This window comes from Candidatus Micrarchaeota archaeon (assembly GCA_028866575.1).
Lineage (GTDB): Archaea > Micrarchaeota > Micrarchaeia > Micrarchaeales > Micrarchaeaceae > UBA12276.
Genome location: JAGWHU010000001.1, coordinates 59,203 through 71,701, shown reverse-complemented (window position 1 = coordinate 71,701; position 12,499 = coordinate 59,203). Strand labels below are relative to the sequence as shown.

The window sequence follows — 12,499 nt, the reverse complement described above, 5'->3', positions numbered from 1 at the left end:
TGCTTAGCTGTTCAGTATAGATCTTGGAATCTCTATAGGCTTTATCTCCCTGTCAGGGAATACAGTCCCGGGAGGAACTATCCTTACCCTTACACCTATAGCCCCGTATTTCGGGTATGCGGTAGCATTGGCCTCCTTCACGAGCTCGGTCACGTCCCCGGCCTTCGGTATGTATCCCAGGCTCTTCCTTATGGACTTCGCCCTGGCGCCCTTGGCTGCAAGCTTGCCGCTCGCTATTATCTCAGCGCCTAGGGCCCCGTTGCCAACTATCTCCCTGAGCGTGGACTGTATTATCCTTCTGGCATTCATCCCCCTTTCCAGCTTCTCAGCTATGTTCTTTGCCACAAGTAGCGGCTCAAGCATCTTGTTCTCGACCTTCATCACGTTTATCTGCGGGTTCTCAACCTTGAACCTGGTCTTTATTGCCTCTGTTATGATGTCTATCGTGCGGCCTCCCCTCCCTATGACCCTTCCGGGATTCAGCACGTATACGGTTATCCTGGTGAGTATTGGGGTCTTTTGTATTTCTACCCTTGAGAATCCCGCCCTTGACAGCTCCCTGCCAAGGTACTTTGATATGTTCAGCTTTATGAGCGAATCGTCTATGAATTTAGTCTCTATTGCCAAGTTTACACCTTTTTAGTTCCATCGCCTTTTTGATCGCTTTCTTTTACAGTATTGTTATTGGCCTTCGCTTCCTTTGCCGGCTTCGGGACTTCCGGGGGCTTCTTTTGCGTTGCAGGCTTTTCCGTAGCCTTTGTGGTTTCTTTCTTCTGCTGCTTTGCGTTTACGGCCGGCTTCTCAACTATCTTCTCCATTTTGCTCGTCGAGGCGAGCGCCCTCTTCATCCTTGCCCCAAGCTCCAGCTTGCCCTTCTCAGCTATCCCTATTTCCAACTTGGCAAAGTCGAGATTGCTCCTTCGCATCTTCGTATATCCGTATCCGCCGGATCTTACCGCCCTTGTGCCTTTTGACGGTATTCGCATGACCTCGTATGTCTTGTTTGCAGATGCGTGAACCACATACATGTAATCTGGGTCCTCGCCCTTGCCCCTGGCATTTGCCGCGCTGTTAACAAGCACCTTCTTGACTATCGACGCGCATTTTTTAGGATACCTGCCCTTCTTCCCGTGGAGCTCGTGCCTTGAGCCCATGTACTTGTTGTGCCTTCTGAATTCTATGGCCATCCCGCCGTCTATCACGCCGTCAAGGATCCTTAGCGCAGATGGGACTGGCCTGTACCTTATTGCGTCGCATACCGCGCACAGGTCCTTGAAGCTCGCGTTGATATCGTGCCCGCTGGCAAAGACTATCCCCTTCCTGTCGAGATTGTATGAATACCTCAATTATTTCACCGCAAGGAACTTGCTACCTCTTGTTGCCCTTATTCCGGGAGCCGAGTGAAGCACGCGCTTCGTTGAATATGCATATTCGCCGAGCCTGTGGCCCAGCATGTTTGCAGTTATCACCAACTGCTTGAATTCCTTGCCAGAATGTACTTCGAGCTTCATCCCTATCCATGAAGGAAGTATCACCGCTTCCCTGACGTGGGTCCTTATCGGCTTGCTTATCCCGTTCTTCTTGTACTTCTCGATTTTTTCGTTGAGCTCCTTGAATTCAAGGTGGTTTCTCTTTATGGCCCTCCTTTCCCTTGAATTGACCAGCTTCAGGTACTGCTCAAAGCTCATGTCGGATACCTGCGTTGGCGTCATTCCCCTAAATGCGATCCTCTCTACCATGATATCATCTCTTCCTCCTTCCCACCCTTCTGGCTGCGATATGCCCCACTTTCCTTCCTGGCGGTGCATTCCTGGAAGTCATGCTGCTCTTGCCCTTGTGGTGCTGCTTACCCCCGAACGGATGATCCACAGGATTCATCTTTACGCCCCTTATAACCGGCCATGTCCTGTTTATCGCATGCATTATGTAGTGGTTCTTCCCGGCCTTTACTATCGGCTGGTCTGTCATGCCACCAGATGCAAGAACGCCCAGCTGGGCCCTGCATTCGTTTTTCAGGGTTAGCATTGACTTAGACGGCAGCGTTATTGTGGTTTTGCCTTGCAGATGCACTGATACGTATGCCGTGCCGCCGGCGCTCCTCACCAGCTTTCCCCCGTCGCCGGGATTTGATTCCACGTTGTATATCGGGGTACCCTCAGGTATGTCGCCTATAGCAACCACGCTGCCCAATGAATAATCGGGGGACTTCCCTATTCTTACCTTGTCGCCTATCTTTATGCCTTCAGGCGCAAGCAGGTACCCTGTTTCCATGTCCTCGTAGAGTATCTCCATCAATGGCGCGGAATGGCCCGTGTGGTTCACCATCCCTATGACCTCGCCGGTAATGTCCTTTCCAGAACCAGGATAGCTTACGCTGATGTCAAACGTCCCAGGAAGCTTGCCGTACACGTTGCTTCCCTTGCCCCTCCTCTGCTGTCTGAGCTTTTTAGGCATATGTTTACACCAGTTTCAGTTTAAGCGCCACGTCGGTCGCATTGTACCCCTTGGCCAGTTTAATGAATGCCTTCTTGGCATTTTTCGGCATGTTGATTATGTTTATGCTCTTAACCTTCACGTTGAAGCTCTTTTCGAATTCGGCCTTTATCTCCTTTTTTGAAGCCCTTTGGTCCACCACGTATGTTATGGTGTTTCCCCTGTCGACTATGCCTACGGACTTTTCTGTTGCCAGAGGATACCTTAATATGCTCATTGATTACACCATTATGGTCTTTGCTTCTTTATAGACTCTTCTATGCCGTTTACGGCATTCTCGCTCCATACTGTTACCCTCCCTGGATTTCCCCCAGGGGCCAGAAGGTTCGCCGTTATGGTGGAAGTTGTACATGCATCGACCCCTGCTATGTTCCTTGCGGACTTGATTGCCGGGGTTTCCTTGCCGACAACCAGCAATATCGACTTAGGATATCGCTTCATACGCGAGGAGCGCCTCAGCCCCTTCCTAAGTTTGGAATTTTTGCCTTTGTTTATTTCTTCAGATAGCTTAAGGCTGCCCAGAACCTTCAGCATTTCCTTGGTCTTGCTTATTGATTCTATGTCATCGGTAACTATTAGGGGCGTTGAATTTGCGGCGCGGCAGGTTGCTGATATTGCGCTGGCAAGGGCTCTTTGGTACTCTTTCTTGTTTATGGCCTCTTCCATCGTCTTTTCTATCAGGTGGGGGTGCGCCCTTTTGCCTTTTGTTGCAGACGGTATCCTCCTTACCTGCCCCTGTACGCCAGCACCGAGCTTCTGCCTTGGCCTTATGGCGTTTCCCATGTGCCTTCCGCTCCTGTATGAGTTCATCTTTCCATAGTACCTTGCTGATGTCTGCATTCCAGCAAGTGGGAAGTGCCCCTGGGGCTGGAGTGCCTTCGTGTTCTCGGCTATGACAGCCCTTCTTATCAGCTCAGGCTTTACCATGATTTCGAATATTCCCGGCAGTGGCATCTTGCCCTTCACCTTGCCGTCCAATGATAGTATTTCAGCTTCTTTCATGAAAATCAAGCGTTAGTTGATATCTGGTTTATCTTGGGCTCCTTTATGCCCTTGCTGTTTCTCGTGGATGACTTCCTTAGTCTTACAAGCCTTTTTGCAGGGCCGCCCACAGAGCCCTTAACTATTATGTAGTCATTCTTGACGTTGCCGTAGTTTATGAACCCGGATTTTGGGTTTACTTCCTTTGCGTCCGATGCGCTGCCTAGCTTGAGTATGCGCTTGTTTGTCTCTGTCCTGTAGTTGAATCCCAGCTGCCCAGCTTGCGGCACGGTGAAAAGAACCTTTCCAGGGGTGAACGGGCCGAGCGTCCCTACGTGCCTCACCTTGTTCGTTGCTTTGTGATAGAGCCTTGCAGTCCCGAACCTCTTGATGGTTCCCTGCCAGCCCTTACCCTTAGTCACCGAGGATATGTCTATGAACTCCCCGCTCTTGAATATGTCAGATGGCTTTACCTCCCTTCCAAGCTTAGCGCTTATGAAGCTGAGCTTTTCCTCCTTTGTGCCGCCTATGGCAGATTCGAACCTCATAGTATGGTGCTGCCCTACCTTCACGTCCTTCGGGTAAGCCACAAGAAGGGCCGTTATTGCCGAATATGTGCCTATGCCATCCTTGATCTGGCCCAGCTTCGTTTCGTCGTTCTTGAGCTTCTTTTCCTTGAGCTTCTTCGAGACCTCCTTGTCGTGGAGCTCAAGGGCTATCTTCTTGTATCCGTTTTCGTCTTTTGTGTAGAATCTTGCACCGTACATTTCTACACGCGGCACCTCCAGTATCGTGCATGGCACGCTTATCTCCATGTTCTTTGACGGGGATTCTGAATCGTCAACCATCGCCAGATGCGCCATCCCGACCTTGTATGCAACGAAGTTTGCCAGGACTGGCTCTTTTATGCCGTCTTGTGCAGAGCGCACTCTGGGCATGCGCCCCCTTGCGCGTCTGTGCTGCCAATACTGCAAAGAACCTCTGTGCATAATAGACCTTGCGTTTTATTAAGTGCCTAAAAAAAGATCCCTTTTACCGATCTTTCCGTAATGGTTTTCTTCCGAGGCTTTATATTCAGCTTAATATATTCTTGTATATATTTTTATATACCTTAGCTTTTGGGGCGATTTGCAGAAGTAAATAACGCCTTTTTGAAAATGCGTCACAGATGGATGGTTTTTGACTCGAATGCGGCTTTTATTGTGTCAACTTCCTGCCTTATGGAGAGCATGCCAGAATTCATCGTTATGTGGTACTGCCCCGGATCCCTATAGTCTATACCGAACAGCCCTATGCCCGTCTTGAGCTCGTCCTCCTCCCTCATCCTTAGCACTTTTGACACGCTTTCAACAGTCATGCCCTCATACTCGCTTCTGAGAAGGGCGCGTAACGACCTTGTTTTCATGTCTGCGCTTACAAAAACAAGCATGCATTTTGTCCTGTCCAGGTACGACGTGTATCTTGAATCGCCCACGAGAGAGTTATCCTCGAACATTGCCTTGAGCCCCTCGTCGAATTTCCTGTTTTCCTCGAGGCTCATTTTCCTCCAAAATTCCTCGAATGTTATTTCCTTTTCAGGGTGCATTCGTGCGTACATTGCCTTGAGCGTGTCCCCTGCCGAATACGTAGGCATGTTGTAATCCTTTGCTAGCGCCCTCACTAAAGTGGATTTGCCGGATGCCGGCAGTCCAGAGATCACTATGCTTTTGTAATTGTGCACCAGTTCACCGTAACAATTATTAGTTTTTTTTTAATATAATATCTTTACCTTTGGTAATTCTGTGGGGGATTTTACACTCTGTCATATTTTTAATGGAAAGATGCTTCTCCTGAAAAAAGCAACGAGAGGAGTAAGCAAGGACAAGTGGAATGGCCTCGGCGGCAAGATAGACGATGGGGAAACAGTCGAGCATTGCGCAACGCGTGAGGTATTCGAAGAAACAGGTTTGGTTGTTGACGGCTTGTTCAAGCACGGGAAACTGAATTTTCACATGGATGGCAAAGAAGAGCTGAGCTTTTCCGTTCACCTGTTTTCCACGAAAAGCTTCAGTGGCGAATTGAAGCAGACAGATGAGGGGGAATTGAAGTGGTTCGATGTTGGGAGCCTTCCGTTAAATGACATGTGGGATGATGACATATACTGGATTGAATACATGCTGAAGGGCGACAGGTTCGACGCTGATTTTTATTACGATAAAGAAAACAAAGTAGTAGTGAAACATTCAGTAGATCTAATTGACGGCAATTGAGGTTATTTCTGGCCGGCAGACTCTGATATGATTGCCCTGATTATTGTTTTTGTTTCTTCAGGATTCTTTACTTCCATGCATCTTACCCTTGTTGCCTTAACAGGGTAGTCGTTTCCCCCTTTTTGAAGCATGTCGCCTATGAACAGTATTTCGCTTCTCCCATAGCCTAGCTTCTCCATTATCTTACGTATCCCGTATGCCTTGTCAATGCCCTTCTTAGTTACGTCTATGGATGTGGTGCCGCCGATTTTCGCCACGTATCCTTTCGGCAGGTGCTTGGCGAGATGCTTCAGTATCCGCTTGCGCTTCAGCCTTTGCGGATCCCATTCTTGCTTAAGCTCTATAGGAGCGAGCTGACCCAAAGCAGAGAATGTGACCTGCGTTTCCCTGTCTTCCACAAGCTCGCCGTAAATCGTTCCTGGTTTTTTGAAATTGCATTCGGCAAGCGCTTTGTCCAATGCAGAGTATATTTCTTTCTTTACATTAGTAGGTAATTTTTCCCCGTATAATTTTTTCCACGAGCCATTTCTTGTTACGTACATGGATGTTGCGCACGTTGGGAAAAGGTAGAGCCTGGAAAGCCTGCTTGCATCTTCCCCTATTTTCAGCCCGTCAAGAAACTGGTTGCGGAACTGGTTGTATGATCCGCCAGATATCAGTGCAAAGTCCTTGTATTTGAGCAGTTCGCCGAGCAGATTTGACATTTCCTTGTCTATGTGCTGCTTGCTTATTGATATCGTGCCATCGAGATCCGCAACGATCAATTTGATTTTACGGGTGTTTCCTGTTGCCATTTGCACTTACCACTTTCCCTTTTCTTGGATATCCCAGCCTTGTCGCGTTTATTACCTGGAGGTTCCTGAGTATGGAGTTGGCCGAGGCCCTTAACGCGGTGAGGTCGCTGGCTTTTATTTCTATGATGAGCATTTTCCCATTCTCGCGTATGCTTATCGCGCTTCTCCTGTGCCTTTTGTTATCCCCAAGTATTTTTGAGTAGTTGACTTCGTCGGTTTTACGTATGACAAGATCAAGTTTGAGAGGATTGACTGCTTCTCTTGGCATTTTATCAGGCTGGGCGAACGTTTGTGGGTTGCATCTGGTTTTTCCTGCTGTTGTTTACAAGGAGTTCTGCCTCGATCCTGTCCATCCTGTTCAGGTTGTTTCCGCAGTTGTTGCACTTGAAGCTGTTCTCGAAGGCGGAATCAAATGTGAATACGAACCTGTCGCTTTTGTAGCATTCCTCACATACAAAGTAGTCGTTGCACGTGTCGTTGACTATGGACTTTTCCCTTTCCATGCCCTCGACATACTCCAGAAATGGGGGAAGCTTGCTTGTGTTTATGTACCACGCGAAGGAGAGCCAACCCTTAGTGTTCTTCGATATGTAGTAGTTGGTTATTCCATAGCCCTGCATTATGTTGAGAATGCGCCTTATGGCATTAATCTTGGTCCCCAGCTCTTCGGCAAGATACTCGTCAGTCTTAGGGGTAACAAGCATTCCTATTACGTCAACCGCCATCTTGCTTACGTTTTTCCTCAAGTACTCTATCGCATGCTCATTGGACAGTAGCGTGTCAAGAGCCACCTTTACCTCGTCAGGCTTGGGTATGCTTACGTTTGCCCTCTTCCTGCCAGAAACATCATTATTGTTGACTTTCTTTTGCAATGGTGACTTGCCTGAAAACTTGGCGTCTTTTGATTTTGGCTGCTGCTTGGCCAGACTGGACTTTTTGTTTGGTTGCTTTTCTTTCTTGCTAGCATGGGTTTTTATCAAGCTCTTGCGCTTTGATTCTCTGGAAGGCCTTGACTTTTTGCTAGTAGATTTTGAAATATTTTTTTTAGTTTTATTTTTAGGGTTTTTGGGTTTGTTGGATTTCATGTTGACGACACCTGGGCATTTTAGTGCTTCAAAACGAATAGATAATATTACGCATTCAAGGTATATATATGTTATTCTTTTTACCAGTTTTGCAAGTTATATTTGGGATTTTGAGCATCAAATCTTGAACCTGTTCTGGCTAGGCCTCAACTTGTGCGATCCGAAACGCTTCCTTATTATCCCCCTGTGCCTCTTCCCTGAGGATGTCAGGCCCCTGTATGCCCTCCCGTTTTGCCTTGCAACGTTCCTGTATTGCGGGTCGGAAATTATTGTTCTGTCGCCTTTGTTGAGCAGTATAACCTCGTAGAACCTCCTTGAGCCTGCGGCCCCTACGAAATATGAATTGAGTGGCTCAAAATTAGTGAACTTCCTTGCCGCGCGCTCCTCTGCTATTGCCTGGAGCGACTTGGATTTGGTGAAATACCTTCCGCTTTTTGATGGCTTTCTTCCACCTGCCGCGTGCTTTCTCTTTTTAGATCCGCCCTTAAGCTTCACCCTCACTATTATGACACCCTCCTTTGCCTTGTAACCTAGCTCCCTTGCTCTAGCGATGTTGGTCGGCTTATCCACGCGCGTTATCGAAGACTCTGCATTCCATTTTATTATGCGCGTCTTGTATTCGTCTGACCTGTTCTTATATTCGGATTCCATTGTTTGCTTTAACTGCTTATACATGCTCATTTGCGTCAACCCTGAACAAATAGTATTTTCATCATTAGTACTTACAAATTTATAATGGTATCTTATTTTTTGCGTGTTTTTGTTGCCTTTTCCAGGTAAAGCGACTTTATGAACGCATCAGCTTCTTTTATGTCTTTCTGTGTGTTGACGCTGACCCAGGTTTCGTTGCGGTTTAACATGTCCCCTATTATTTTGCCCTTATTCGTTGCAAGATGTGTGAAAAGGCTGTCCTCTATCGACCCTTTTTCGGGAAGCGATTCGAGTATCCCCCTATTCAAGGCGTAAACGCCCATACTAACAGGCACGGACCATAATTTTTCACCATATTCAAAATCAGTTATCTTCAGCCCCTTCTGCAGCTTAACTACACTGAATCTGCAGTAGAATGGAGAAAGCGCCATTGTAACCAGTGGCTTGTACCTCTCATGCTTCTTGATGAGCCTTGAAAGGTTCATGTTGGTGAGCTCGTCTGAGTTCATGCCTATGAAATTGCCCTCATGTATATAATCCCCGATTGCGCATCTGAAGGCATGTGCTGTTCCACCACCGCTTATTTTGTCTTCGCTGAAATCAACTTCCATTTTGAAGTTGCGGTTTTCTTCCATGAATTCGTATATTTTTTCCTTTTTGTACCCGACGCCGAGGACGATATGTCTTATCTTGTGGTGCTTCAGCCATTTTATTATCCAATAGAGTATGGGTTTGCCGTTGACAGGTATCATTGTCTTCGGCTTTTCGTCGGTTAGCGGCTTTAGCCTGGTGCTTTCCCCGCCTGCTATGATTATGGCTGTTTTTATCATAAACTCACTTTGGTTTTTTGATGTTTTGTGTTATTTGTTAATTGTTGTATAGGAAAACCTAAATAAGGGTTGTTTCTTATATTATATGTTAGCGAGGTAGGGTAGTCTGGAGTGCCCGCCGGGCTCATAACCCGGAGATCAATGGTTCAAATCCATTCCTCGCTATTATGACCTTACACTTCCGGTAATATTTCTTTCCGGTTTTGGGTATAATAAAATTTTAATGTTCTTTTAATAAATATCATATAATATATAAAACACCACGAATAGTGGAATTGTGGTGTGTAGGTGCTATGATGAGTGACAACGTAACATATGATTATCTTTGGCAGGCATTCCAGAAAGAAAAACAGACCAACCAGTTGTTATTGGTGCCGAAAACATTCTACGAAGATTCCATAAAATTCATAAATGACATAAACTATGATTCCGGCAGCACCTACACGAAGGAAATTTCAATTAAACTTCTGAATGACTTCTTCGAGAAGCGCAAACAAAAAATACTTATTTATGTTGCCTATAACAAACAATTACCGCAACCTATAAGTAGTAACGAAACAGAATTCTATAACAGGCTGCTGCAAACAGTAAAATCGGAAAGGCTTGATTTTACGATACAAGAGAAGCACATCGTATCCGAACTCAAATCAATCAAGGACATACCGGAAATAATATTACCATCAGGAAACAAGATAGGCCCCCTCGCAAAGGACCAGATCGTAAACACCGAAAACGAGCAGGATATAAAATATTTAATAGAAAATACAATATGTGAGAAAATCTAGGTGGATTATACGAAGATAACCAAAACAATAAACACATACTGCCCCAAATGCAACAAGCATACTCTTCATACCATAAGAATGCCATCTAAAGGGCCGCAGCGCACCTTAAGCAAGGCCACAAGGAGGCACAACAGGGCCATAAGGGGTTATGTTGGAAGTGTAGAGCCAAAGATACATCCCAAAAAGCTAGGGAAGCGGCAGAAGGTGCTTCTCGAGTGCAAGGTGTGCAAATACAAGGTAGACAGGACATTCGGTTCGAGGACGAAGAAGAAAATAGAAATAAAGCTGCAATAGCAGCCGTGATTCTCTGGATCATCAAAATATCCCTAAGGTTGGGGAGCTTGTAATAGCCAACGTAACTAAGATAAGCAAGTTCGGGGCTTATTGCAGGCTTCCGGAGTACAACGACCTAGAGGTATTCCTGCCAATAAGGGAGATATCATCCGGATGGATCAAGAATATAAGGGAGCACATACACGAAGGCCAGAAGCTAGTATGCACCGTTACATTTTACGACAGGGAAAAAGGCACCATAGACATATCCCTGAAAAGGGTCTCACCCGGACATTCAAAGGAAAAGATAAGGTCGTATAATCTTGAGCGCAGATTGTCGACGCTTTTCATGCAAGCAATAAAGGTGGCAAAGGAGGTCCAAAACAAGGACGAACTGATAAAAACAGCCATTTCAGAATTCGGGACTTATACCAATCTGGTCCAGAACGCGACAGACAACACAAAGGAGTTCAACCAGTCAAAACTGCCAAAAAAGCTCAAGGAATCGGTACTGAAAGTGCTCGAATCAAACAAAAAGCAAAAAAAGTACCTTGTGTCATATATAGCTACGATATACACGTTCAACACGCTTTCGGGGGCGACAGAGCTCAAGGGCATAATGGGGCTGGTGAAAGGTATGGATGTGAGCGTGAAATACATAGGCGCCCCGAAATACAGGCTCATGGCCGAGGGTGACAACTATTCTACAGCAGAAGAAAAGATAAAGAAGGTAGAAGAGCTCATAAAAAGCAAGCTGCTGAACGGGGTATTCGAAATGGAAAAAGAAAAGCTAAAGAAGGCTAACGAGGATATACTATCTACCATAAGTGCCTGACATGCTGGACAAGACCATAATAAAGATGAAAAAAGGAATCAAGCCGAACAGGCCAGTGCTTGTAGTCGGGCTTCCGGGCATAGGCAACGTGGGCAAGCTCGTAGCCGAGCACCTGAGAAGGGAGTTCGGCGCAAAAAAATTCGCAACGCTGTACTCGCCACATTTTCCGCACCAGGTAGTCATGCTTAAAAACGGCGGAATAAGGCTGGTGAACAACAGGTTCTACCTAATAAAGGCGAAGAAGCAGTCAGAAAGCGACATAGTAATACTTACGGGGGATGCGCAGGCCGTTACTCCTGAAGGGCAGTATGAGGTAAACTCCAAGATAGTCGAGTTTTTCAAGGAGCGGCTCGGCGGCAGGTTCATATACACCATAGGGGGATACAACATAGGCAGCGGGATGGGGATAAATCCAAGGGTATTCGGCAACGCAACGGATAAAAAAGTGATAGGACAATTCAAGGATACCGACGTGGTCTTTGGGAAGTCAAAGGGCATGATATGGGGATCCGCAGGAATGATAATCGCATTCGCGAAGATGACAAAGACTGATGCTATATGCCTCATGGGGGAAACCAGCCTTCTCAATGTGGACGCAAGTGCGGCCAAGGCCGTAATCATACAGCTGTCAAAGAAACTCAATCTGAAGGTCAACACTTCCGAGCTCGACAAGATAATAGAAAGGACTGCCAAGGCCATAACCGAGCTCGAGAAGCAGGTCGGAAACGTACAGCAGTATCCTATGGAAAGGGGCAGCGAGAGTGAAGGTAGGCCATCATACATAAGGTGACCATGTTCTATGCGGGAACTATGCACAGTGCCGCAAAACCTGCTTCCTATAATACTATTTAAATTGCGGGTATAGTCTAGCCTGGTAGGACGCGGCCTTCCCAAGGCTGCAACCCGGGTTCAAATCCCGGTGCCCGCATAAACGGATTTTTTCCTAAAGAATCAGCTCCCACGCGCCTCACTTCCGCTAATGACATAATAAAACGCTGCAGTAAATGGCATGACTGGCCATAATGAAGTCGCGAAACCGAATCAAAACAGAAAAGCCTAAATACAATACACGGAAAATATTACTGAATTGGGTGAGAATGGTGGGTGCATGGAGAAGGTATACAAAAGCAAGACAAAGGAAACTGTATATGTATTTGGGGACAAGTACGTAATCCATAAAAAGAGCAACAAGCCTGATGAAGGCTCGGGCGTATTCAAAACGCGCAACATGTCCGTCAGGTATGGGATAAGCAAAGTGGAAAATACGCAATGCATGGTACTGGGTGCCACGCAGAGCAAATACCCGTACGGATTGCTAAAAGGGGACATTGCCGCGCTTTCCGAAGCTATACTGTACATATCGGACAAGGAGCAGCTGAGGGTAATGCAGGCGCACCACAAGCCGGACTACGGCTTCGAGACGTTATCGTTGCAAACCAGCGTTAAAAATATGGAAGTGCTTGCAAAAAACAATGTGCGCTGAATACCTGATGCTCGGTCCAGAAAGATTTAATTAACTAAGC

19 protein-coding genes and 2 tRNA genes are annotated in these 12,499 nt (G+C 46.5%); 8 read left to right on the top strand and 13 right to left on the bottom strand.

Annotated features, from left to right (window positions below):
- Positions 1 to 3 precede the first annotated feature (3 nt).
- From KGI06_00450 to KGI06_00415, 8 genes are all read right to left on the bottom strand, one after another.
- Positions 4 to 627: a 30S ribosomal protein S3 gene (locus KGI06_00450; GenBank protein ID MDE1870695.1), complete on the bottom strand. Its 624-nt coding sequence runs from the start codon at positions 625 to 627 to the stop codon at positions 4 to 6.
- 2 nt (positions 628 to 629) lie between these two features.
- The gene (gene rplV / locus KGI06_00445) at positions 630 to 1,346 is read right to left on the bottom strand and encodes a 50S ribosomal protein L22 (protein ID MDE1870694.1); all 717 of its coding nucleotides are present in this window, start codon (positions 1,344 to 1,346) and stop codon (positions 630 to 632) included.
- Entirely contained in the window at positions 1,347 to 1,739 is a 393-nt protein-coding gene (locus KGI06_00440; GenBank protein ID MDE1870693.1) for a ribosomal protein S19 family protein, read from the bottom strand. It abuts the gene before it with no gap.
- A gap of 4 nt (positions 1,740 to 1,743) precedes the next feature.
- Positions 1,744 to 2,454, bottom strand: a complete 711-nt coding sequence (locus tag KGI06_00435; GenBank protein MDE1870692.1) for a 50S ribosomal protein L2 — start codon at positions 2,452 to 2,454, stop codon at positions 1,744 to 1,746.
- A 4-nt stretch (positions 2,455 to 2,458) separates the two neighbouring features.
- On the bottom strand, positions 2,459 to 2,710 hold the full coding sequence (locus KGI06_00430) for a 50S ribosomal protein L23 (GenBank protein MDE1870691.1): 252 nt from the start codon (positions 2,708 to 2,710) through the stop codon (positions 2,459 to 2,461).
- 11 nt (positions 2,711 to 2,721) lie between these two features.
- Positions 2,722 to 3,495 (bottom strand): 50S ribosomal protein L4, encoded by a 774-nt coding sequence (rplD, locus tag KGI06_00425; GenBank protein ID MDE1870690.1) that lies wholly within the window; start codon positions 3,493 to 3,495, stop codon positions 2,722 to 2,724.
- Positions 3,496 to 3,500: 5 nt separating this feature from the next.
- Positions 3,501 to 4,448: a 50S ribosomal protein L3 gene (rplC, locus tag KGI06_00420; protein ID MDE1870689.1), complete on the bottom strand. Its 948-nt coding sequence runs from the start codon at positions 4,446 to 4,448 to the stop codon at positions 3,501 to 3,503.
- Positions 4,449 to 4,636: 188 nt separating this feature from the next.
- Positions 4,637 to 5,194, bottom strand: coding sequence for an AAA family ATPase (locus KGI06_00415; protein ID MDE1870688.1), 558 nt, complete (start codon positions 5,192 to 5,194; stop codon positions 4,637 to 4,639).
- A 61-nt stretch (positions 5,195 to 5,255) separates the two neighbouring features.
- Here KGI06_00415 and KGI06_00410 point away from each other — a divergent pair, with 61 nt between their 5' ends.
- Positions 5,256 to 5,723, top strand: a complete 468-nt coding sequence (locus KGI06_00410; protein ID MDE1870687.1) for an 8-oxo-dGTP diphosphatase — start codon at positions 5,256 to 5,258, stop codon at positions 5,721 to 5,723.
- A gap of 2 nt (positions 5,724 to 5,725) precedes the next feature.
- On the opposite strand, the gene KGI06_00405 is transcribed toward KGI06_00410, so the two are convergent.
- The 5 genes from KGI06_00405 to KGI06_00385 all read right to left on the bottom strand — a co-directional run bounded on the left by KGI06_00405 (position 5,726) and on the right by KGI06_00385 (position 9,083).
- Positions 5,726 to 6,517, bottom strand: coding sequence for an HAD-IIB family hydrolase (locus KGI06_00405; GenBank protein MDE1870686.1), 792 nt, complete (start codon positions 6,515 to 6,517; stop codon positions 5,726 to 5,728).
- Positions 6,495 to 6,785, bottom strand: coding sequence for a CTAG/PCC1 family protein (locus KGI06_00400; protein MDE1870685.1), 291 nt, complete (start codon positions 6,783 to 6,785; stop codon positions 6,495 to 6,497). Before KGI06_00400 ends, KGI06_00405 begins: the two co-directional genes overlap by 23 nt.
- 4 nt (positions 6,786 to 6,789) lie before the next feature.
- Positions 6,790 to 7,497: a hypothetical protein gene (locus tag KGI06_00395; protein MDE1870684.1), complete on the bottom strand. Its 708-nt coding sequence runs from the start codon at positions 7,495 to 7,497 to the stop codon at positions 6,790 to 6,792.
- Between the two features lie 222 nt (positions 7,498 to 7,719).
- Positions 7,720 to 8,253, bottom strand: a complete 534-nt coding sequence (locus KGI06_00390) for a 50S ribosomal protein L15e (protein ID MDE1870683.1) — start codon at positions 8,251 to 8,253, stop codon at positions 7,720 to 7,722.
- Between the two features lie 92 nt (positions 8,254 to 8,345).
- On the bottom strand, positions 8,346 to 9,083 hold the full coding sequence (locus KGI06_00385; GenBank protein MDE1870682.1) for a nucleotidyltransferase family protein: 738 nt from the start codon (positions 9,081 to 9,083) through the stop codon (positions 8,346 to 8,348).
- Between the two features lie 90 nt (positions 9,084 to 9,173).
- On the opposite strand from KGI06_00385, the gene KGI06_00380 reads away from it, so the two are divergent.
- The 7 genes from KGI06_00380 (at position 9,174) to KGI06_00350 (ending at position 12,459) form a co-directional block, all read left to right on the top strand.
- Positions 9,174 to 9,248 (top strand) — tRNA-Met (locus KGI06_00380).
- A gap of 131 nt (positions 9,249 to 9,379) precedes the next feature.
- Complete coding sequence (locus KGI06_00375; GenBank protein MDE1870681.1) at positions 9,380 to 9,868, top strand: hypothetical protein; 489 nt, start codon at positions 9,380 to 9,382, stop codon at positions 9,866 to 9,868.
- A 78-nt stretch (positions 9,869 to 9,946) separates the two neighbouring features.
- A complete protein-coding gene (locus KGI06_00370; protein MDE1870680.1) occupies positions 9,947 to 10,162 on the top strand; it encodes a hypothetical protein in 216 nt (71 codons plus the stop codon).
- 13 nt (positions 10,163 to 10,175) lie between these two features.
- Entirely contained in the window at positions 10,176 to 10,976 is an 801-nt protein-coding gene (locus KGI06_00365; GenBank protein ID MDE1870679.1) for a S1 RNA-binding domain-containing protein, read from the top strand.
- A gap of 1 nt (position 10,977) precedes the next feature.
- Positions 10,978 to 11,766, top strand: coding sequence for a PAC2 family protein (locus KGI06_00360; GenBank protein ID MDE1870678.1), 789 nt, complete (start codon positions 10,978 to 10,980; stop codon positions 11,764 to 11,766).
- Positions 11,767 to 11,831: 65 nt separating this feature from the next.
- A tRNA-Gly gene (locus KGI06_00355) sits at positions 11,832 to 11,904 on the top strand.
- Between the two features lie 180 nt (positions 11,905 to 12,084).
- Entirely contained in the window at positions 12,085 to 12,459 is a 375-nt protein-coding gene (locus KGI06_00350) for a hypothetical protein (GenBank protein MDE1870677.1), read from the top strand.
- Positions 12,460 to 12,499: the final 40 nt, after the last annotated feature.